Genomic DNA, 19,811 nt, shown 5'->3' with positions numbered 1-19,811 from the left:
CCGGTTCGCCCGACCTCCTCGCGTCGCGTCCGGCGCTTCAATTCAGGGACGGATCGCTCGGCCCACCCTTCAGGTGGAGGAAATCGGAGAGCTTCCGGGCCCGTACCTGGGAGACGACGAATTTCCAGAGGTCGCGATCGTCGTCCCAGAAGACCAGCTCCGCCGTCGCGGGGAGGGTCAACCACGAGTCCCAGCCGAATTCCCCCTCGAGCTGTCCCGGGCCCCAGCCCGAGTAATTGGCGATGATCAGCGACGGCTCGGGCCGGCGCACGATGAGCTGCTGCACGAGCGAGGGCTCCATCGTCACGTAGACCCCGGGTATCACCTCCTGGTTGGCCATGTCCTCGACCGTGTGCAGGACCAGGAATGACCCCGCGACCGGCCCGCCGATCCGAAGTCGCTTCTCCCAGTCGAACTCCTCATCGAAGATCTTGCCGGCCAGGTCCGACGTCATGGTGTTGCTCTCCTGGTTGAGGATCACGCCCAGGGCCCCATCGGCGCCGTGATCGAGCATCAAGATGACCGACCGTGCAAACATCGGGGCCGTCAACTCCGGGCATGCAATCAGTAGTTGTCCCTTGAGCGATTCCATTGGAGTTCGGCCATCCCGGTATAAGCCGCGTGAGTGTATTCCTCCAGGCCCGGACGTTCCACGCGACGGAAGGTAAGGGCCCGGCGACGTCGCTTCTCTGATCCTACTTACGATGAACCTATCGGGGACTCGCTGAGTCCGCGTGTTCGGGCTCCGGTTCCAGACTCTGGCTCAAAATGATGGACGAAAGCTCGTTTCTTGTGCACGAAGTGCCTTGAAGGCGGTCCTAGCTGATCGAGGCGGAACCACAAGTTGCAAGGAACGGGGGCACCTTCCGTCAAGATTGCCGGATTGCTGTGCTGGTCATGTCGAAATTCGGTTCAATGAGGCGGTGGCAAGTCTTCGTCCTGACACGAGTTCCATCCTGAACGGGGCGGCGATTCGGAAATCAACGAACCTCGGGACCGAATTTTGCATCCAGAAGTAAGACGACCTAGGCTCCAGTGGGCCGAGGTGCGAGACGATGGCGAAGATCGCGTCGGTTGGCGGAGAGAGTTCGATGATCTTGGAGTCAGGTGCCGACGCGCGGAGCGTGGATTCCCTCCGGGCGCTCCTGGAACGTCTGGGCTCCTCCGAGTTGACCCTCGGGGAGGCGAAGAGCCTGCGCGGCGAGCTCTGCCGGTTCCTCGACTCGTCGGGCGGCCCGAGGGGCGCCGGTCGCTTTGGTGCCGAGGGGCGAGACTCGGGCCGTTGACGCGGCTCCTTGAGGATTCGTGATACGATCAGATGTGGCAGCTCCCTCCTCCGTGCTTCTGTACGTACTTCTGGTGGTATTCCTCGGCCATCCAGAACGTGGCGGCCGGGACGATCTGGGTGACGATCGGGCGGCCGAAGACGGCTTCCGCGTGGAGGCGTTGCTTCATCGCCTCGGCCGCGAGCCGCTGGGCTTCGTCGTGATAGAAGACGGCGGAGCGATACTGGGTCCCCACGTCAGGCCCCTGTCGATTCAGGGTCGTCGGGTCGTGCAGGTTCCAGAACGCCGAGAGCAGGTCCTCGAACCGGATCCGGTCCGGGTCGTATTCCACCTGGACGACCTCGGCATGGCCCGTGGAATTGCTGCAGACGTCCCGATAGGTGGGATGGTCGAGCGTCCCGCCCATGTATCCGACGGCCGTGGATGTCACGCCGGGAAGCCGGCCGAAGGCCTCCTCGACCCCCCAGAAGCAGCCCGCTCCGAACGTTGCGGTGGCCATGTTCCTCCCCTTCGTCTCGGGACTCGCATCCCGCTGGTGTTCGGGTCGATGACTCGTCTCGCCATCCCATCATCTCGGGCAAGGCAAGTCCACCCGGTTCCGGGGCCCGTGGTGCGCGGTAAGATGGCCGGCTCGCATCGCGGGCGGAATTGTACCGACCAACGAAAGGAGCCCGGCCGTGGTCCTCAACATCCGAGTCGAAGGCGAGGTCGCGATCCTCAGCAACCTCGGCAGGATGATGAACGATCCCCGGTACGTCGATGCCTCCGGCGAGGTCCGCGAGCTGCTGGACCGCGGGATCCTCAGCTTCGTCATCGAGCTGGCGGGGATCCGCGAGACCGGCAAGGCGCTCCTGGGCGTCCTGATGACGATCACTCGTGATGTCCGCAAGGCGGGCGGCGAGGTGGTCCTGGCGCATCCCAGTCGGGAGATCGAGGAGCACCTGGCGATGATGCAGATGGACGATTTCTGGGATGTCTTCCCGACGGTCTCGGCCGCGACCGAGTTCTTCGATCGCCCCGGGCGGAATGGGCGAGAAGGATAGGAAGCCATGGCGACCTGGGAGGACCGAATCGCCCAGCCCGTCCGGCACCTTGCCGACCAGCTCCGGGGCATCCGCCCCGGCGCCATCGGGCCGGGATTCGTCGAGACGTTCGTGGTCGAATGGCAGGGCAACCGTACCCCGATCGGGCGGATCGCGGCGATCACGGCCCAGGGGGGCCGGATCCTCGTCGCCCCCTTCGATCGGGCGCTCGTCCCCGTGGTCGTCAAGGCGCTCAACGAGGCCCGCCAGAATGCCTATGCGCTGGACCCGGCCCGCGTCTGCGTGACGATCCCGCCGCTCAGCGGAGACCAGCGGGCCGAGGTCGTGTCCCACGTCAGGGCACTCGGCGAGAAGGCGCGGGTGGCCGTGCGATCGATCCGCCAGGACATCCGCAAGCAGCTCGCCGCCTCCGGCAAGCGGTCCGATCGGGTGATCCAGGAACTGACCGACGCCTCGATGAGCGAGATCGATCGACTGGTCGGGGCGAAGGTCGCGGAGCTGGAAGGGGACGGGCCGCCGGGGCGATCCGGGCGGCGGTAGAGGGAGTCACGGTCGCGCCCGCCGAAGCCGGCGCGACCGTCAACGAGCGATCGACGCGTCGACGCACGCCGGAGTTCAGTGGATCGAGAACCCCGCGCGGTAGTTCCGCTTGATGAACTGGTCGGCCTCGGGGCAGTTCTTCGCCTTCATCGCCGGGGCATCCCACTCGATCGTCTTGCCGGCCTTGAGCGCCACCACGCCCAGGAGGACGGTCTCGGTGAGCCGGCCGGCGTACTCGAAGTTCGAGAGGGCCTTCTTCGGGTCGTTCGTCTTGATGGCCTCGACCCATTCGGTGAAGTGGCCGGGGGAGCGGGGGAGCTTGACGTCGGGCTTCTTGTAGTCCTTGTACTTGTCGCGGGGGAGCAGGACGTGCTCCGCGCCGTAGTCGTTCTGGGAGAAGAACGAGCCCTTGTCTCCGACCAGCAGCAGGCCGCTGTCGGGGAGCTTCTCGCCGTAGACCAGCTCTCGGAACGCCTTCTTGCTCTCTGGGAGCTTGTCGCCCCCGTCGTACCAGGTCATGGTCAGGGGCGCGCGCCCGTTTCGGGCGCCGAAGTGGGTCCGGATGATCGACCAGGCGGGATAGCTCGCGTGGTCGACGATCCCGGAGGTGTCCAGGACCTCCACCGATTCGGGGTCGAAGAGTTCCAGGGCCATGGCCGCGACGTTGATCGTGTGGCAGGCCATGTCGCCCAGGGCGCCGGTTCCGAAATCGAGCCAGCCGCGCCAGTTGAAGGCGCCGTAGGCGGGATGGTACGGCTGGTCGGGGGCCGCGCCAAGGAACTCATACCAGTGGATGTGATTGGGGACGCCCGGCGTCTCCTTGGGTCGAGCGATACCCTGGGGCCAGATCGGCCGGTTGGTCCAGACGTGGATCTCCTTGACCGTGCCGATGCCGCCGGAGCGGATGACCTCGACCCCCTGGCGGAATCCGTGGTCGGCGGTCCCCTGGTTGCCCATCTGGGTGCAGAGCTTCTTCTCCGCGGCGAGGGTCCGCATCAAGCGGGCCTCCTCGATGGACCACGTGAGAGGCTTCTGGCAGAAGCAATGCTTGCCCATCTTCATCGCCATCACGCTGGCCGGAGCGTGAGTGTGGTCGGGCGTGGAGACGGTGACGGCGTCGATCTTGCCGCCGAGCTCCTCGAGCATCTTGCGGTAGTCGTAGTACTTCTTGGCCTTCGGGAATTTCTCGCCCATCTTGTCCAGCGTGTGGGCGTCGATGTCGCAGAGGGCCACGATCTCGCCGTGTGCGCCGGCGTCGTTGGTGTCGCTGTCCCCCTTGCCCCCCACGCCGATGCACGCGAAGCGGACCTTCTCATTCGGGGAGCGGCCCTGGGCGGCTGCGGCGACGGACGGCAGGGTGCCGCCGACGAACGGACCGGCCGCGCCGGCGAGCGCGGCGCGGGTGAGGAAATCGCGTCGTTTCATGGGCCAGACTCTCCTGGGATGGAAGGCTCGTGGGTGGGTGGGAAGGCGCCTCGATCCCTGCCTCGCTCGTGCCCGGGCGGTTTCCGGATGGTCGGGCAGATGGTCGGATCGAAGTCGGCATGACGATTCTCGTTCAGCATGCCACGCCACGGGGTCGTCCGCAATCGGTGGCCGCGCGACGCGTCGTGTGCTTCATCCCTCGGTCTTCGCGGCGGCCTGAAGCAGCGCCGCCATCCCCTCGAACAGGGCACTGAGGGTCGTCGCCGCCTCGGCCGGGGCCTCGATGACGACCTTGCCCTCGTCCGAGCGTCGGACCTGGAGGCGGGAGAAGAGCTCGCGGACCTCGCCCATGGAAGGGACGGCCGTCGCGCCGCCGCGAGGGAGGGCGGTCCGGCCGTCGGTCGACTCGAGACTTCCTTCCCCGTTGTCCGTCGCGGCGGCCTCTCCGCCTCCTGGCCCGGGGATTTCCTCCGGTCCGCGAGGAGGGACCGGGGGTGTCTCCGGGGGCATCGCGGCGATGGCCGGTGCGGGGGCCGGTTCGGCGCGGTCGAGGGCCTCGTCGCCGGCCTCGATGAGCTCCTCGTAGGGGTCGTCGATCGAGTCGTCCGGGCTGGAGTCGGGATCGAGCTCGGGCACGTCGGCGGGCTCGGCGTGATCCGCCGGGCCGCCCGAGCCGTCGGCCTTGCCGTCGGCGTCGTAGATCTTCTGGACTCGCGAGAGGAACGAGCCGGACTGCTCGAACCGGACCGAGTCGCTCTCGCCGTCGAAGAGGCCCTTGAAGAAGGCCTGCTTGTTGCCGACCAGGTCGGCGATCCGGGATTCGATGCCGGGCTCGGAGACGAGGTTGAAGACGTCGATCGGGTGCTTCTGGCCGAGCCGGTAGACGCGGCCGATGCGCTGCTCGAGGACCGCCGGATTCCACGGCAGCTCCAGATTGATCACGCAATTGGCCGCCCGCTGCAGGTTCAGGCCCACCCCGCCGGCGTCGCTGGCGAAGAGGATCCGGAACGACGGGTCGTCGTGGAAGTTGACGATGTTCTCGGTCCGCCGCTTCTGCGGCTCCGCGCCCGTGAAGAAGCCGGAGACCAGCTTCTCCTCCGCCATCAGGTCGGCGACGGCCCACTGGGCGAGCAGGAGCATCCGCCGCCACTGGCTGAAAATCACCGCCTTGCGGCCCTGGTCGAGGACGACCTGGCGGACGAGCTGCCGCAGCTCCGAGAGCTTGGGCGCGGCCAGCTCCCGGAGGATCCGGTCTTCCGGGGCCCGGCTCCGGATGTCGGGCCAGACGTCCTTGAACTGGAGCTGGGCGAGCCCGTTGGCGATGATTCGCTGGGTGGTCAGCAGGCTCATCAGCCGGAGGAACTCGACCTGCGTGAGCGGCCGGCGTTCGGAGATCGCGACCAGCCCACGGATCGGCTGGATGAGGGCGTCGTGCTCCTCCCTCTGCTCCGCGGTCATCTCGATCGGGATGCGCGTGTCGGTCCGCGGGGGAAGCTGGTCCAGGACGTCCTGGCGGACCCGGCGGATCATCGAAGGCCTCAGCCTGGTCCGGAGCGTCTCCAGGTTGCGGACGCCCGTCACCTCCTTGCGGTTCCCGTCGGATCGGATCGCGTGCAACGCGGGGAGCCGCCACTTGGGCTCGAGCGCCGTGTCGTCCACCCATTCGACGACCGACGCCAGCTCCTCCACGCGGTTCTCCATCGGAGTGCCGGTGAGGACGAGCCGATAGGGGGGAGTCAGGCCCTTGACCGAGAGCGCCGTCTTCGTCGCCCAGTTCTTGATCCGCTGGGCCTCGTCGAGCACGACCAGGTCCGGCTTCCACGCGTGGACGAGCTCGAGATCGCGCAGGAGCTGTTCGTAGTTGATGATGAAGAAGCCCTCCTTGCGCGAGGCATACAGGGCCTTCCGCTCCGTCGGGCTGAGGTCGATGACCTCGACGGGAAGGTCGGAGAACCGCGCCCATTCCCTGGCCCACTGCGGCTTGAGCGCCGCCGGTGCGATGATCAGGCCGCGGCCGACCTTGCCGGTGCGGCGGAGGATGTCGCAACTAGCGATGGCCTGGGCCGTCTTGCCCAGCCCCATGTCGTCCGCGAGCAGGAGGCGGCCGGCGCTCAGGAAGCGGGTGACCCCCTCCTTCTGATAGGGATAGAGCGAGACCTTGAGGCCGCGGATCGCCGCCCGGATCTCGGCCGGCGCGAGCCCGTCTCGCGAGAGCCGCCGCAGGTGGTCACGCTCCTGGACGAGCAGGGCCCGGAGCGCCGGGTCGTCCTGGACCGAGGTCGCCTTCGCCGGCACGGCCTTCAGGATGGCCTCCACCAGGCCGAGCCGCTTATCGGGCCGATCCCTGAAGGCGGACTTCAGGGCCCACCACCCCGGCGACGGCCCGGGACGAAGGCTCGGGAGCAGGTCTTCTCCCTTCCGGGCGGCGGGCGCGCTGCCGTTCGGCCCCGCCCAGGATACGCGCTCGAGCCAGTCCCCGTAGCCGTGCAAGGGACGGACGGGATCCCAGCGGAATCCCGCGGGGGGCACGTCCGCGAGCTGGGACTGCTCCCGGCTCGCCCGCTTCAACAGCCCCGGACGCGCGAAGACGTGCTCGAGGACCGTGAAGACGTGCTTGCAGAGGCCGAGCGAACTCTTGAGGTAGTCCGGGCAGTCGCAACGCCCCGCCAGCGGATCCACGCCGGCGACGACGGTCTGGTAGGGTCGCGAGCCGGAGCCCTTGCGGCGCGTCGCATAGGCACCGAGCACCGCGCCGCCTTCCGGCCGCATCTCGATCCGGAGCTCATCCTTCCGCGCGGCGGCGACGCGGCGCAGCAGGGCGTCGAGGGCCTCGACGCGGACCGCCCACTCCTCCGCCGGGACGATCGCCATCACATGCCTCGCCAGCGCCTCCGCGGGGACCCTGGTGGCCTTCTGGCCGACCAGCCCGACGAGGACGCGAAAGGCCTCGGGCTCCTCGATCGGCATGGGTAGATTGTCGGTGCTCGCGGCCATGGGCCTGTTCTCTCCGCGCGATGCGGGCGTGGGTTCGGTTCGGATCAGGACCTACTTCGCGGCGAAGGTCGCCGTGGCGGGATCGGCCGAGGCATCCCCCTTGACGCGGCCGTTGGCGGCCAGATGTTCCAGGACCAGGTAGATCGTCTCTGCGTCGTCGGGATGGCCGATCGAGACGGCGACGGCCTCGGCCGTCTGCGGCGACGCGGTGAGGGCGCCGAGGATCTTCTCCTGGAGCGAGAGGACCTCCCCGGCCGCCTTCTTGCCGGCCTCGACGCCCGGCTGGTGGTAGGCGTTGATGTTCACGAGCGTGGCGTAGAAGCCCACGGCGCGTTCGAACAGCGCGATCAGCGCTCCGATGATGACCGCATCAACATGCGGCACCGTGATCGTGACCGAGTGGCGGTCGTTGGCGAAGAGCGCGGAGCGTGTCCCCAGCAGGAAGCCGTGGAGGTAGTCCCCGGCGGTCACGCCAGGCTCGACCTGGAGGCCGGTCCCGCCGTCCTCGAGGACGCGGATGAAGGTCAGGAAGAAGTTGTTGACGCCGTCGCGGAGCTGCTGGACATAGGCGTGCTGGTCCGTGGAGCCCTTGTTGCCGTAGACGCTGATCCCCTGGTCCACGCGGTTCCCGTCCAGGTCCAGCCGCTTGCCCAGCGATTCCATCACGAGCTGCTGCAGATACCGCGAGAAGAGGAGGAGCCGGTCCTTGTACGGCAGGACGACCATGTCCTTGAGCCCCTTGCCCCCCGTGGCCTGATACCACATCAGGGCGAGGAGCGCGGCCGGGTTCTTCGGCGTGTCGTGGGCCCGCGTCGCGACGTCCATCGCCGCGGCCCCCGCCAGGATCGCGTCCATGTCCAGGCCCTGGAGGAAGCCCGGGACCAGGCCCACCGCCGAAAGCTCACTCGTCCGGCCGCCGACCCAGTCCCACATCGGGAACCGGGCGAGCCAGCCCTCCTTCTGGACCTGCTGGTCGAGCTTCGATCCCTCCCCGGTCACGGCCACGGCGTGCTTCGCGAAGTCCAGGCCGGCGGCCCGGTAGGCCTCCGCGACCACGAGCATGCCGTTGCGGGTCTCGGGCGTGCTGCCGCTCTTGCTCATGACGACGACCAGCGTCTCGTCGAGCGATCCGCCGATCCGCTTCAGCTCGCGGGCGATCCCGTCCGGATCCGTGTTGTCCACGAAGTGCGGCTGGAGTTTGTCCCTGACGGGGTCGCCCAGCGCGTCGGCGACGAACATCGGCCCCAGCGCGGAGCCGCCGATGCCGATCGAGAGGACCTTGGTGAACGTCGCGGACTTCTCCGGACGGACCTGGCCGGCGTGGACCTTCGCGGCGAAGGACCTGATCGCGGCCAGCGTGTCCTCGATCTCCTTGGTGATGCCCGCGTCCGGGGCGAGCTGCGGTGCCCGCAGCCAGTAATGGCCGACCATCCGCTTCTCGTCCGGATTGGCGATCGCACCCTTCTCCAGCGCGTCCATGGCCTCGTAGGCCTTCTCAATGGCCGGCGCCATGGTCGAGAAGAACCCGTCGTCGAAGTTCATCCGGCTGATGTCCAGGCTGATCTTCAGGGCGGGGACGCGGCAGAGGTGGGCCTTGTAGCGATCCCAGAGCGTTCCGGCGTTCATGGTCATCGGCTCGCAAACGAGTATTCAGTTGGACTTCGACGCGGTGGTGCATCACAGTGTGAGGATCGTCACGGCCATCGCGAGGCCGACGAGGGCGAGGATCGCGGAGACCAGGATCGGCGTCCTGAGGCTGCGTGAGGGGTTGCGGTCCCCCCGTTCCAGCTTGCGGATGTAGTCGTGATGCCGCAAGAGCGAGGCGAGACACACGGCCACGCCGAAGACGATCATCGCGAAGCCCAGCCAGGGCGAATACGTCTCGAGGCGTCGTCCGACCGGCGACTCGATGACGTTCATCCCCCGCACCAGCAGGCTGAACCGGGCGATCAGGAAGCCGAATCCCATGAGGGCCAAAGAGGTCCGCACCCAGGCCAGGAAGGTCCGCTCGGCGGCCAGGTAGACCCGGGGATCGTCCACCATCCTCGGGACTTCCGCGGTCGGCACGTCGGAGGGCTCCGGCTGGCGGAGCCGATCGCTCGAGGCACCCGGTTTCGGCTGGGCATGGAGTGAAGACATCGTGATCGGCGGAGGTGGGTTCCGTGAATCGAGTTCTCCGGCCGCTCCGCCCCCGTGCGGATCGGTCCGGGGGGGGCTATTCTCGCATGAGGGAGCCTCGCGGGACACCCACGTGTCCCCCGTTCCGGATGACCGTCGAGAATCACGAGGGGACCTTGATGATGCGACTCGCCTCCGAAGCCTGCGCCAGCCGCGGCCGGCCCTGTTCCATCCGCTTGCGGTTCGCGTCCTGGCCGGCTGGCCTGGCGGCATGGCTCGTCCTCATGGGCGCGAGCACGGCCTCGGCCCAGGACGGCCTCCGATGGAACCAGATCCAGGTGATCGGCTCGCACAACTCCTATCACATCGCTCCCGCCGACGGAGTGCGATCCCTGATCGCCGCGACCGGAGAGAAGCACGCTCAGGGCCTTGACTACACGCACCCGCCGCTGGCCCAGCAGTTCTCCGAGCGGGGGATCCGGCAGGTCGAGCTCGACCTCTTCCACGATCCCGAAGGTGGCCGTTATGCAAGGCCCAGGGCGCGCGAGATCCTCCGGCTGAAGGGCACCGACGCGGGGCCCGATCCCGATGCCCGGGGCGAGCTCGGCCGGCCCGGGCTGAAGATCTTCCACGTGCCCGACATCGATTTCCGGTCCACCGCCCCCACGCTCACGGGGGCCCTCAAGCAGGTCCGAGAGTGGTCCGATGCCCATCCCCGCCACGTCCCCCTCTTCATCCTCCTGGAGCTCAAGGGTTCCTCGGATTCCCCGCTCCTGTCCCGACCGCTCCCGTTCGACCGGAAGGCCCTCGAGGGGATGGAGGCGGAGATCCTTTCCGTCCTCGATCGCTCGAAGATCCTCACCCCGGCCGACGTTCGCGGAGACGCTGCCACCCTGGCCGAGGCCGTCCGCAAGCGGGGCTGGCCCCTGCTCGGCGCCGTCCGCGGGCGCATCGTCCTCGCGCTGGACAACGAGGACGCGGTCCGCGATGACTACCTGGCCATGCACCCTCGTCTCGACGGTCAGCTCCTCTTCGTCAGCGTGCCGGAGGACCACCCCCAGGCCGCCTGGTTCAAGATCAATGACGTGATCGCGGACTTCGACCGGATTCGAAATCTGGTCGCGGCGGGATTCCTCGTCCGGACGCGGGCGGACATCGACACCCGCGAGGCGAGGTCGAACGACCCGACCCGACGCGACCGCGCGCTCGCCAGCGGCGCCCAGTTCGTGAGCACGGACTATCCCGTCGCGGACCCTCGCCTGTCCTCCTACTGCGTCCAGCTTCCCGGCCGCGTCGCGGCCCGACCCAATCCGGTCTCCGCTCCGGGGCGGGGTGATTCCGACCTGGAGGGGAACCGCTGAAATCAGCTCGGGCCGGCCGGGCGATCGCGGAGTGCGATCCGGAGCAGCTCCCGTCCGGCCTCCTGACAGGCGTCCGGCGCGGGAGCCGAGCCCTGGTTCGTGGCGACGATCGTGGCGATGTCGCGATCGGGATAGATCCAGATCGACGCGTACCAGTACGTGTTGCTGCCGTCGTGCGTGAGGGCCCGTCCGGCGGGCGTCCGCCCCACGCTGATCCAGCCGCCGACGTAGCTGAAGCCGGCCGGCGGCGTGTGGAGGGCGCGGAACGACTCGCGCGTCAGGAGCTTGGGCTTCCCCTGCACGGCCCGCAGGTGGAGCGATGCGAACCGGCCCCAGTCGGGGATCGAGCAGTGGACCGTCCCGGCGGGGCCGAGGCACGCCGCATTGTCATGCCAGACGGGCTTGAGCCGGCCGCGCTCCCCGCCGTGCCCCCACGGGGCATCCGCACGATTCGATTCCCGGTGCCCGGGAGGCCCGAACCCGGCGGACTTCATGGCGAGCGGGCGGAAGAGCCGTTGCGTCATCAAGCTCTCCCAGGCCTCGCCGGTGACCTGCTCCGCGATCAGGCCGGCGATGGCGAACCCGACGTTGGAATAAAGATATTTCGACCCGGGACGGCTCGACGGGGCCTTCGCCATCGTCGACCGCAGGAGCGACAACCGTTGCTCGGTCGTGGATCGTCCCGGCAGGTTCCACCAATCGACATTGGCGGGGAGCCCCGCGCGATGGGTCAGCAGCTCGTTCAGCGTCACCCCTTGAAAATCGGCGTTGAGCGTCGGGGCGAGCTCCGGGAAGAGGTCCCGGATCGGTGCGTCCCAGGTCACGAGCCCCTCGTCCACGAGGAGCCCGAGGAGCGTCGCGGTCATGGCCTTGGTGCACGAGCCGACATGGACGGCGTCGGTCACCTGGATGGCCTGTGGAAACCCTTGCTTGCGGAGGCCCGCGGCGCCGATGGCGTCGAGCGACTCACCCCGGATGATCGCCCCGATCAGGCCCGGAACCTGGTGGCGGTCCCGGACCGTGGCCATGACCGCGTTGATCCTCTCGTCGGCCCGAACCGGGCCGCTCGGCAGCGGGAAAACGGGCGTCGTCGGCGAGGCGATAACCGGCCGCCTGGCGGAGCGGCGGCGTTGCGTCGAGCCGCTCCCCGGGGCCACCTGGGCGAAGGCCGATGGAGGGAGGCCCAGCCCGCCCGCGGCGATGGCCGCGGCACGGAGCCCGATCGACCTCAGCCATGTTCTTCGCCCGATCATTGGGTCATCCCTCGGTGATGGAACGCGAGCGGCACATTCTCGACTGGGAGTTGCCTCTCCCAATCATTCTAGCCGACGGAGCGTGCTCGGGTGGCGTGCGCGGCCTCTCACGACAGGATCGCGCTGCCGTGCAGGAGGCTGGTCGCGAAGGACAGCGCGGAGGCGTGGGCGTGAGGCGCCGGTTCCGCGCGAAACTCCCGACCCTCTCCCGCGGCGGGTGACTCGACCCACCTGGCCGACTCCAACCGGGTCAGGGCGTCCTCCACGTCGGCCTCGCGGGCGAGATCCCCGCCTGGCGGCTGCTCGAGGGCGTCCAGCACCAGCCCGGTCAGGAGCCGGTCCCAGACCTTGCGGCAGGTCGCCGACTGGTCGAAGAGGTCGATCGCGACGACCTTCGGGCCGACGGCGACCGCCAGGCCGATCGCCCCGTCCACGTAGCCGAGATCCCTGCGGAACTCCTCGATTCGGCCGGCCTTGCTCTCGTAGGTGTCGCTCATCGCCATGGTTGAGGAGCTTGACCCATGAGCCTTCATCTGCCGGCCGACCTCCGCCCAGACGGCCATCTGATCCGAGGCGTGGCCGCCCCCCGCGTCCAGCGACCGGCTCACCGACTCCTTGAGGCTCCGCCGCAGGCTCGGCGAGGAGAAGTTCTCGCTCGACTCGAAGGCCGTCGTCCGATGCCGCCACCTCCCCTGCTCCACGCAGCTCACCGGGATGGTGGTCTTCGAGCCTGCCGCAACCAGGACGCTCGTGTTGAGGATCCGGTTCTGCTTCGCCCCTTTCAGCTCCTGGCCTTCCAGGAAGAGGACTCGGGTCCTCCCCTTGTTGGAGACCCGCAACGTGGGGACGGAGCCCGAATCGCTGACCTCCTCCACCACGATCGAGCCGGCCGAGATGGCCTCGTCCGAGAGGATGTAATCGACGTCTCCGGACCGGGCGTCGGACGGTAAGAGGGGAAAGACGCTCAGATTCTCGTGTCGTCTCGGCTGTCCCACGGTGACCTTCGGGAACACGCGAATCGCGCTCATGGTCGCCTCCTTCGGCGTGAAAACGCGGATCGTCTTGTCGCTCGAACGCCCGAATGCCTCGCCTACTTCTCTTACGAAAAGCCCTTCGATTCCTTGCGACGTGGGCCGCGGAATCGCGGGCCGGTCGATCCTGTCTTCGCCCCCGAGGGGCGCGCTATGATGGACCAAATGACGAGCCGAATTTCGTTCGGAGCGACTCCGATGAGGACGACCGGTGCATGGGCGATCGCGGGCATATTGATCCTCCTCGATTTCACGGTCGCGGCCTCGGAGCCCGCGAACCCGAAGGCGAATCCGCAAGCTCGCGCCGTCCTCGCCTACTTCCAATCGCTCGAGGGGCGTCGGGATCGTCGGCTCGTCTCGGGGCAGTTCGACGGCTTCGGCCCGGGCGCCTCGCTCCGCGCCTGCACCGCCGCGCACGAGAAGACGCGTCGATGGCCCGCCATGATCGGGCTCGATTATGCCGACTTCTCGCCGCGCGGGATCGCCACCAAACACGTGAACCGGATCGCGATCGAGTACGCCCGCGCGGGGGGGCTGGTGACGATCAGCGCCCACGTCCCCAACCCCGCGAATCCGAAAGGTGGGGGCCTGAGGGATCGGGGAGTGGACCTGCGGCCTCTCCTCCAGCCGGGGGCAACTCACGACCGCTGGATGAGCGAGCTCGACCTCCTCGCGGACGGCCTGGCGGAGCTCCAGGACGCGGGCGTCGTCGTCCTCTGGCGTCCCTTCCACGAGATGAACGGCGGCTGGTTCTGGTGGGGTGCGAAACCCCCGGAGACGTTCCTCCCGGTCTGGAAGCACATGTTCGATCATTTCACGAAGGTTCGCGGGCTGAACAACCTGCTCTGGGTCTACGGCCCCAACCACGGATCGCGGACCGCCGAGTATTATGCGGGAGATGATTACGTCGATCTCGTCGGCCTGGACGCCTACACGGACCTCATCGATCCTTCCCACATCCGGGGTTATCCGGAGGTCGCCCGGCTCCCCAAGCCGTTCGGCTTCACCGAATTCGGCCCCCACGGGCCGGAGAAACCGCCGGGCGATTACGACTACACCCGGTTTCGCGACGGCATCGAGGCGAGCTTTCCGCGCACGGTCTTCTTCCTGAGCTGGAACGAGAAATGGGGCCTGGGCTCGAACGTCAAGACCCGGGAGTTTCTCGAACATCCGTGGGTCCTCAATCGGGAGGATCTTCCGGCCGGGCTGGGGTTGCGGCCCTGAGACTCGTCGATACCCGGACCGAGGGCACAATCGCCAATCTCAAATGGGTACTTGCCTCGCCCCGCGATCTTCGGTCATGCTATGCTCATAGAGGCAAGGGGCCGCGCTCTCGGACCCGGCATCGATCCTCTCCCCGTCCTGAGACGCGGCCAGTCCCTCTCTTCAAGGCTCCCGGCGCTGGGCCGGGGCCATCGTCAATCCGCTCGACCGTCCGAGTCGACCGGACAATGATGGAGGAGGGCCCGATGGTTCATTTCGTCACGCTGGAGAGGCTCCCGGACGGCCTGGAATTCCCGGGCGACCTGAAGGATCGCATCTGGATCGATCCCGAGTCACGCAAGCTCTATTACCGCGGGTACATGAGCAAGACCGATTTCGACCGCGTCTCCGGCCTCACCCGCGATTGGAGCTTCCGCCGGAAGCTCGAGGAGCTGTTCCAGATCAGCATCGTCGAGGATGAGCCGAAGGGGCCCGTCGGCCACGGACTCCTCTCGCTCTTCCGCAAGAAGCTGGTGCACTCGTGAGCCGTCGGCTGACCCGGCGGCGCGCCGTCGCGACTGGCGCCACGCTCACGGCTCTGCTGGGACTGAACCGGACGTCCCCCGGGGGCGGCGACGACTCGAGTCCACCCGTTACGGCAATCCGGGCCGTGCTCGACCGCCAGGTCGCGGACTGGAACCGTGGCGACCTGGACGGGTTCGTAACCGGCTACTGGAATTCGCCGGAGCTGGTCTTCCAGTCCGGCGGCCATCGCACCGACGGCTACGACGGCATGGTTGCCCGCTACCGCAAGCGATACCAGGCCGACGGCAAGGCGATGGGAAAGCTCGTGTTTTCCGGCGTCGAAGTCCTTCCCCTGGGCGCCGATTCCGCCTTCGTCCGCGGGGCCTGGCGCCTGACCATGCCGGACGGGTTGACGCCCGGCGGCCTCTTCACGCTCATCTTCCGGAGGTTCCCGGAGGGCTGGAAGATCGTCCACGACCACACCTCGGCCGAGGACCCGCCCCGGCCGAAGTGAGTCGTCAAGAAGTCACGTCATTGCACCGCCACGGTCTGCCCGTCCGCCTTGTTCGGGAAGCGGACCAGCACCGTGCTCGATCCGTCGTCCCAGGACCAGGCCGACGGCTCGAGCGAATGGCCGTCGACCAGGACCTTCGTGGGTGCCTTCGCCAGGCCGATCCGGACCGCGGCCTCAGTCTTGTCGGGGCCCGTCGCCCGGAATTGGAGGACCGTGGCTCCTTCCGAGGCCACGGCCGTCACGCGACAGGCCGCGGCGAGGACCTTCGGGAAGGTTGCTCGCTCCGCCTCGGCGTCCACAAGCAGCACCCGGCGACCGGGCTCCAGCCCGACCGATGAGCGGACCGGCAGGGCCGAGTCGAAGAGGTCGATGAGCTTCCCGCGAAGCTCGTGGGGCGTCCCTTCGGCCGCATGGTCCAGCCCGGCCGCGATCACGTACGGGCCGCGGCGGAGGACGATGTGGTTCGCCTCCCGGTAGTCGACGCCCGCGGCCTCGCAGGCCCGGCGGACCAGCCCGCGGATCTGCCCCGCTCCTTCCTTCTTGTAGGTGAGCCTGGCGGGACTGGCCGCATCGAAGATCAGCGTCCCCTGGCCCACCTTGTGGGTGCCGGGGCTGGTGCCGGCCGCCAGGCCCATCTGCGCGAAGAGGGCCTCCCTGGGGATGGCGTGGCCGGGCCCGCCGGGGGCGTTCCACCAGCCCTGGATCCGGTTGTACGGGTCCCGGTCATCGTCCACGAAGACGAGCACTCCTCCGGCCTTCACCCAGTCGGCGATGGCCTGGCTGTTGGCGGCGGTCATCGGCTTCATGCCCTCGTAGGTCATGAGCATGACCTTACGGCCGCTCAGGTTCCCCGCCTTCTCCGCGGTCTCGAGCTGCACCGGCTCCACGGGCATGCCCCGCTCCACCAGCGGCAGGGCCAGGCCGTAGAACGAGCCGAGGTGCTCATCCGACGCATCCGGCTCGGCGCGCTGGAACATCATCGAGTCCGAGATCACCACGCCGATCCCGCGGGTGCCGCAGTCCCATGCCTGGCGACTCTGCTCCATGTCGTTGAGCGAGTTCATGACCGTCAGCAGCTCGGTCCCGTAGGCCCGGGACATCGGCTCCTTCGTCACCTTCTCGCCCGGCTTCCGCCGCTTCTTGTCCACGGTCGGATAGCGGCCGTGGAAGACCCGTTCGGGCCACGGCACGACCTCGTATCGCGAGGTCTCCGGCCAGAGGAGCGAGGCCGCCACCGTGCATTCCCAGTTCGTCTTGTAGTCCTCCCACGAATGGTCGGGGTCGTCCTCGATCGGGTCGTGGAGCAGCCAGAGTTTGCCGCCGTTGCCGCGGACGGCGGCGATCAGCGAGCCGTACTCCAGGAACGCCGTCTGGAAGGTCCGCTCGCGGAGCGTCCCCTCGTACATGTTGGGCGTCCGGGCCGTGCCGGTCCACGTCTGGGCGATGAACCCGTCCGCCCCCACCGCCATCAGGCTGGACTCGGGGCTGACGATCTTCCATTGCGAGTAATTCACGGGCGTGTGCGTGGCCACGTAGCAGGGCGTCTTCGTGCCCTTCTTCGCATCGTGGGCCTTCACGGCGTCGAAGACCTGCTTGAGTGCCTGGCGATAGAGGGCATACATCAGCTTCGAAGTCTTGTAGCGGGCCTCGTGGGACGCGTGCGGCGGCGACCAGTCCTCGCCATAGGCCGTCTTCCACGCCCGCTTGAACCCGGCGCTATAGCCGCCGCGGGCCCAGAATTCCGGCTCCTCGAGGTAGATGGCCGTGGCCCCTGCCTCGATGGCCATGATCACCCGGGTGGCGAGGAAGTCGCCGAAGGTTGGCCCGGGGCACATGTAGTAGACGTCGCCGCCGTGCGAGATGACGCGGCCCCGCCGGTCGGTCTGGGCCTCGTCCACGTGGTTCTTGCCGTCGAACCGCCCGTAGAGATAGTCCTGGTACTGACCCCAGGCCACCCCCGTCATCACCTGGACGGTATACCCGCGATCCTTCCACTGCTTGATCCGAGCCGGCAGGTCCGGCCCGACGCCGTAGCACATCGCCACGTCGGCCGGGATCTGGAGCCCGGGATCCCAGCGGGCGCCGGTCTGGAAGGTCGTCCGATCGCGGGGCCCCCCCTTATCCGCAGGCGGCCCGTCAGCCGCGGCGGCCGTCGAGAGCCCCGCGCCGAGGACGATGGAAAGCACCCAGCAGGTCCGCAGGACCCAGAGGTTATCACTCGACTTCAGATTCAACCTGGCTCTCAACGCATCCTCCCGCCGGCGATCGAGCGGGATCCGCCGCGAGATCGCTGCGGGGCCTCCCCTCCTGCCCGGCAAGCCCCCATCATCGCCCACCAAAAGAACGGGTTCCAGCGGTTGCCTTCCCTGGGCACCACCCGAGGTCTGGCACTCCCAGTCAAATTGGCTTTGATCGTCTTATGTGTGGTGACTGATGTGTGTGCGTAAAGCCCTTCGCAATAACAGTTTGATTCCGATCTACGCCCGGGCTCACCGGTGCAAATCCTCCGGCGTCTGGCTTGCCGACCGAAGCTCAGGGGACCCGTGATTTGCTCCACAGGTCTGTTCACCAAGCCGACGCCCACTCGCTCGCTCTCCCCTTTCGCTTCAGGCCGGCTGGTGGAGAGAAAATTGGCTTCGATCGTCGCGATGAGCCCGGGTAATGATCGACGTTTTTCATTATGGGCAAAGATCTTACGTTCGGTGTCGAGCTGGCTTTGCTCCGGGCTTCGTCGTCGTTCCCGCCGGCCCGCGTCCCCCGCGCGGGCCGGCGCCGACGCGCTCTTCACCGACCACCGAATTGCCAAAGACTCTTCCGAAATTCCCGCGCGCACGGCGCGCAAGAATCCCTCGTTACTCAATACAGTCCCGGAGAGCCCGATCCCAGTTTCACAAAAATGGAGAAAATCGGCGTGCGAGCCCCTACAATCGCGCGGCGGTAGTCAGTAGACCCGGACAGGCTTCTACCCCATGAGACTCCTCTTCTCGTCGATCCATTGCCTCCTCGACCCCTCCAGTGGCGCGGCGATCGCCACGAGGGAGTTGCTGGAGTTGCTCTCCGGCCGCGGGGCCGAATGCCGGGCGTTCACGGCCGGGGTGCTCGATGATGAGGAGGATCCGTCCCTGGACCAGGCCCTCGGCACGCTCGGGCTGCCGCGCCTCGTTTCGCGGCGGCCCCGGGCGAGTCTCAAAGTCTCAATGGCCAGGCATTGGAGGGAGGGCAGTCTGTCGGATCGAGAAAAGGTGGAGGGTCGATGCGGTTGCGTAACCATCGCCAGCTTCTCGATCCTTGGCGCGTGGTTACTGATTCCTTGGCCACTGATTCCTGGCCACTGATTCCCGATTCGGAATCGACGAGCCGCTCGGGAGGTACTCTCTCCTACCTCTCCAGATTCTCTGTATTGAGTGCGTGGCCACTCATCGCGCACGCGAATTGGGTCCCCGGCCTGTGAACCTCCGAACGGCCTGGCGATAGATTCGATACCACCCCGATGGCTTGGGAAAAAGCAAGCCTGTACGGTGCCGATAGCAGGAGTACTCCGCCTTGAAACGCTTCAACAGTCCCTTCTCCTCGGCCCGGATTTTCCGGAAGAAGGCGAAACCGGCAATGGAAATTCCCACGAGGCCTCGAATCTCACCTGAGAAGAGCGCGGCACCCAGAAACATTCCGAAGATGCCCGTGTAGATCGGATGGCGGATCACCCGGTACGGACCGGAGGAGATCAGGTCCTGGTCCTCGAATTCCGCAACGCGTCCATTCCAGTTCTTCCCCAGATACCACCGGGCGAATCCGGCGAAGCCGATCCCTCCCCACAGGATCGCCAATCCGAGATAAGGTGTTGTCGGCCAGACTGCGAGCCATCGCCGGCTCAGGGGCGTGAAGATATTCGAGCAAGCGATCCAAACGGCCGCCACGACGAGCACGAGGTGAAGGACTCTGGAGGCGACGGGTTCACTGGCGGCCGCTTCCCGGCGTTTGTGCCAGGGCCACAGCCAAAGAGGCAGGAACACCGCCCAGGTCAATCCCGGAAGCCATGGCAGATCAGGCTGCATTTCGGGCTCCGAAGAAGATGCCTTCGACACGGCAAGACTGCCGGTCATTTGCGTTCGAGTCGCAACGAGATCATGGCTCCGCAGTCGTATGAAGAATCGATGAACGGACCTCCGGACAGCTCGAAGTCGCCGCCTGCCGGGGTCGATGCACGTGAATCCCGTTTCGCCCTACTTCGAGGGTAATCAGGGCCTACTAACCGGCTTACTGGAGTCCATTGGCTCCTTGCAAGGCCAGTTTCTTGAAACTTCTTCCGGGGGGATCCACCCCCACGAGAGGGGCTTCAACGCCGGATTCGAGTGCGGACCATATGCCAAATGATGATTCGAGCCATTAATCGCTCTATGCTATTTACGCTTGATATTAGAAACTACATGGCCCAGCGTTGCCGCGTGGACGAACCCGTCTAACCCGGATTTCTCACCGATGAATTAGCGTCGGGTGCCATTCTGAACGTATATGTTTTTG

General features: G+C 67.2%; 18 protein-coding genes. 8 read left to right on the top strand and 10 right to left on the bottom strand.

Features of this window, described 5'->3' with window-relative positions:
- Positions 1 to 37: 37 nt before the first annotated feature.
- On the bottom strand, positions 38 to 592 hold the full coding sequence (locus tag G6O54_RS29070) for a YqgE/AlgH family protein (RefSeq protein ID WP_165231530.1): 555 nt from the start codon (positions 590 to 592) through the stop codon (positions 38 to 40).
- A 499-nt stretch (positions 593 to 1,091) separates the two neighbouring features.
- Between G6O54_RS29070 and G6O54_RS29065 the strand changes: the two genes are divergently transcribed.
- Positions 1,092 to 1,286, top strand: a complete 195-nt coding sequence (locus tag G6O54_RS29065; RefSeq protein ID WP_165231527.1) for a hypothetical protein — start codon at positions 1,092 to 1,094, stop codon at positions 1,284 to 1,286.
- A gap of 28 nt (positions 1,287 to 1,314) precedes the next feature.
- Here the strand turns inward: G6O54_RS29065 and msrA are convergent, their stop codons facing one another.
- A complete protein-coding gene (gene msrA, locus G6O54_RS29060; RefSeq protein WP_165231524.1) occupies positions 1,315 to 1,785 on the bottom strand; it encodes a peptide-methionine (S)-S-oxide reductase MsrA in 471 nt (156 codons plus the stop codon).
- Between the two features lie 178 nt (positions 1,786 to 1,963).
- Here msrA and G6O54_RS29055 point away from each other — a divergent pair, with 178 nt between their 5' ends.
- Positions 1,964 to 2,329, top strand: a complete 366-nt coding sequence (locus G6O54_RS29055) for an STAS domain-containing protein (RefSeq protein WP_165231521.1) — start codon at positions 1,964 to 1,966, stop codon at positions 2,327 to 2,329.
- Positions 2,330 to 2,335: 6 nt separating this feature from the next.
- A complete protein-coding gene (locus G6O54_RS29050) occupies positions 2,336 to 2,869 on the top strand; it encodes a ribosome-recycling factor (RefSeq protein WP_165231518.1) in 534 nt (177 codons plus the stop codon).
- Positions 2,870 to 2,944: 75 nt separating this feature from the next.
- On the opposite strand, the gene G6O54_RS29045 is transcribed toward G6O54_RS29050, so the two are convergent.
- From G6O54_RS29045 to G6O54_RS29030, 4 genes are all read right to left on the bottom strand, one after another.
- Positions 2,945 to 4,294 carry a Gfo/Idh/MocA family protein gene (locus G6O54_RS29045; RefSeq protein ID WP_165231515.1) on the bottom strand — a complete coding sequence of 450 codons (1,350 nt, stop codon included), beginning with the start codon at positions 4,292 to 4,294 and terminating at the stop codon, positions 2,945 to 2,947.
- 192 nt (positions 4,295 to 4,486) lie between these two features.
- The gene (locus G6O54_RS29040) at positions 4,487 to 7,288 is read right to left on the bottom strand and encodes a DEAD/DEAH box helicase (RefSeq protein ID WP_165231512.1); all 2,802 of its coding nucleotides are present in this window, start codon (positions 7,286 to 7,288) and stop codon (positions 4,487 to 4,489) included.
- A gap of 51 nt (positions 7,289 to 7,339) precedes the next feature.
- Positions 7,340 to 8,914 carry a glucose-6-phosphate isomerase gene (locus G6O54_RS29035; RefSeq protein WP_165231509.1) on the bottom strand — a complete coding sequence of 525 codons (1,575 nt, stop codon included), beginning with the start codon at positions 8,912 to 8,914 and terminating at the stop codon, positions 7,340 to 7,342.
- A gap of 51 nt (positions 8,915 to 8,965) precedes the next feature.
- Positions 8,966 to 9,355, bottom strand: a complete 390-nt coding sequence (locus tag G6O54_RS29030) for a YidH family protein (protein WP_165231506.1) — start codon at positions 9,353 to 9,355, stop codon at positions 8,966 to 8,968.
- A 230-nt stretch (positions 9,356 to 9,585) separates the two neighbouring features.
- On the opposite strand from G6O54_RS29030, the gene G6O54_RS29025 reads away from it, so the two are divergent.
- Entirely contained in the window at positions 9,586 to 10,767 is a 1,182-nt protein-coding gene (locus G6O54_RS29025) for a phosphatidylinositol-specific phospholipase C1-like protein (RefSeq protein ID WP_165231503.1), read from the top strand.
- Positions 10,768 to 10,769: 2 nt separating this feature from the next.
- Here G6O54_RS29025 and G6O54_RS29020 read toward each other — a convergent pair whose 3' ends face one another.
- Together G6O54_RS29020 and G6O54_RS29015 are read right to left on the bottom strand one after the other, a co-directional pair.
- Positions 10,770 to 12,020, bottom strand: coding sequence for a serine hydrolase domain-containing protein (locus G6O54_RS29020; protein ID WP_165231500.1), 1,251 nt, complete (start codon positions 12,018 to 12,020; stop codon positions 10,770 to 10,772).
- A 107-nt stretch (positions 12,021 to 12,127) separates the two neighbouring features.
- The gene (locus G6O54_RS29015) at positions 12,128 to 13,048 is read right to left on the bottom strand and encodes an ARPP-1 family domain-containing protein (protein ID WP_165231497.1); all 921 of its coding nucleotides are present in this window, start codon (positions 13,046 to 13,048) and stop codon (positions 12,128 to 12,130) included.
- 201 nt (positions 13,049 to 13,249) lie between these two features.
- Here G6O54_RS29015 and G6O54_RS29010 point away from each other — a divergent pair, with 201 nt between their 5' ends.
- The 3 genes from G6O54_RS29010 to G6O54_RS29000 all read left to right on the top strand — a co-directional run bounded on the left by G6O54_RS29010 (position 13,250) and on the right by G6O54_RS29000 (position 15,293).
- Entirely contained in the window at positions 13,250 to 14,275 is a 1,026-nt protein-coding gene (locus tag G6O54_RS29010) for a glycosyl hydrolase (protein ID WP_165231494.1), read from the top strand.
- Positions 14,276 to 14,520: 245 nt separating this feature from the next.
- Positions 14,521 to 14,799 carry a hypothetical protein gene (locus tag G6O54_RS29005; RefSeq protein WP_165231491.1) on the top strand — a complete coding sequence of 93 codons (279 nt, stop codon included), beginning with the start codon at positions 14,521 to 14,523 and terminating at the stop codon, positions 14,797 to 14,799.
- Positions 14,796 to 15,293 (top strand): YybH family protein, encoded by a 498-nt coding sequence (locus G6O54_RS29000; RefSeq protein WP_165231488.1) that lies wholly within the window; start codon positions 14,796 to 14,798, stop codon positions 15,291 to 15,293. Before G6O54_RS29005 ends, G6O54_RS29000 begins: the two co-directional genes overlap by 4 nt.
- A gap of 17 nt (positions 15,294 to 15,310) precedes the next feature.
- On the opposite strand, the gene G6O54_RS28995 is transcribed toward G6O54_RS29000, so the two are convergent.
- Positions 15,311 to 17,539, bottom strand: coding sequence for a hypothetical protein (locus G6O54_RS28995; RefSeq protein ID WP_165231485.1), 2,229 nt, complete (start codon positions 17,537 to 17,539; stop codon positions 15,311 to 15,313).
- Positions 17,540 to 18,262: 723 nt separating this feature from the next.
- Between G6O54_RS28995 and G6O54_RS28990 the strand changes: the two genes are divergently transcribed.
- Entirely contained in the window at positions 18,263 to 18,628 is a 366-nt protein-coding gene (locus tag G6O54_RS28990) for a hypothetical protein (protein ID WP_165231482.1), read from the top strand.
- A gap of 81 nt (positions 18,629 to 18,709) precedes the next feature.
- Here the strand turns inward: G6O54_RS28990 and G6O54_RS28985 are convergent, their stop codons facing one another.
- Positions 18,710 to 19,345: a methyltransferase family protein gene (locus tag G6O54_RS28985; protein ID WP_165231479.1), complete on the bottom strand. Its 636-nt coding sequence runs from the start codon at positions 19,343 to 19,345 to the stop codon at positions 18,710 to 18,712.
- Positions 19,346 to 19,811: the final 466 nt, after the last annotated feature.

The sequence above is a fragment of the Aquisphaera insulae genome (assembly GCF_011064615.1).
Taxonomy (GTDB): domain Bacteria; phylum Planctomycetota; class Planctomycetia; order Isosphaerales; family Isosphaeraceae; genus Aquisphaera; species Aquisphaera insulae.
The sequence above is the reverse complement of the archived record's forward strand: the minus strand, read 5'-3'. Positions and strand labels throughout refer to the sequence as shown.

Excerpts from the sequence above, each read along its gene's own strand:
- G6O54_RS29070 (WP_165231530.1), bottom strand. The coding sequence starts at position 592 with ATGGAATCGCTCAAGGGACAACTACTGATTGCATGCCCGGAGTTGACG.
- G6O54_RS29065 (WP_165231527.1), top strand. The coding sequence starts at position 1,092 with ATGATCTTGGAGTCAGGTGCCGACGCGCGGAGCGTGGATTCCCTCCGG.
- msrA (WP_165231524.1), bottom strand. The coding sequence starts at position 1,785 with ATGGCCACCGCAACGTTCGGAGCGGGCTGCTTCTGGGGGGTCGAGGAG.
- G6O54_RS29050 (WP_165231518.1), top strand. The coding sequence starts at position 2,336 with ATGGCGACCTGGGAGGACCGAATCGCCCAGCCCGTCCGGCACCTTGCC.
- G6O54_RS29045 (WP_165231515.1), bottom strand. The coding sequence starts at position 4,294 with ATGAAACGACGCGATTTCCTCACCCGCGCCGCGCTCGCCGGCGCGGCC.
- G6O54_RS29040 (WP_165231512.1), bottom strand. The coding sequence starts at position 7,288 with ATGGCCGCGAGCACCGACAATCTACCCATGCCGATCGAGGAGCCCGAG.
- G6O54_RS29035 (WP_165231509.1), bottom strand. The coding sequence starts at position 8,914 with ATGAACGCCGGAACGCTCTGGGATCGCTACAAGGCCCACCTCTGCCGC.
- G6O54_RS29025 (WP_165231503.1), top strand. The coding sequence starts at position 9,586 with ATGATGCGACTCGCCTCCGAAGCCTGCGCCAGCCGCGGCCGGCCCTGT.
- G6O54_RS29020 (WP_165231500.1), bottom strand. The coding sequence starts at position 12,020 with ATGATCGGGCGAAGAACATGGCTGAGGTCGATCGGGCTCCGTGCCGCG.
- G6O54_RS29015 (WP_165231497.1), bottom strand. The coding sequence starts at position 13,048 with ATGAGCGCGATTCGCGTGTTCCCGAAGGTCACCGTGGGACAGCCGAGA.
- G6O54_RS29010 (WP_165231494.1), top strand. The coding sequence starts at position 13,250 with ATGAGGACGACCGGTGCATGGGCGATCGCGGGCATATTGATCCTCCTC.
- G6O54_RS29005 (WP_165231491.1), top strand. The coding sequence starts at position 14,521 with ATGGTTCATTTCGTCACGCTGGAGAGGCTCCCGGACGGCCTGGAATTC.
- G6O54_RS28990 (WP_165231482.1), top strand. The coding sequence starts at position 18,263 with ATGAGACTCCTCTTCTCGTCGATCCATTGCCTCCTCGACCCCTCCAGT.
- G6O54_RS28985 (WP_165231479.1), bottom strand. The coding sequence starts at position 19,345 with ATGCAGCCTGATCTGCCATGGCTTCCGGGATTGACCTGGGCGGTGTTC.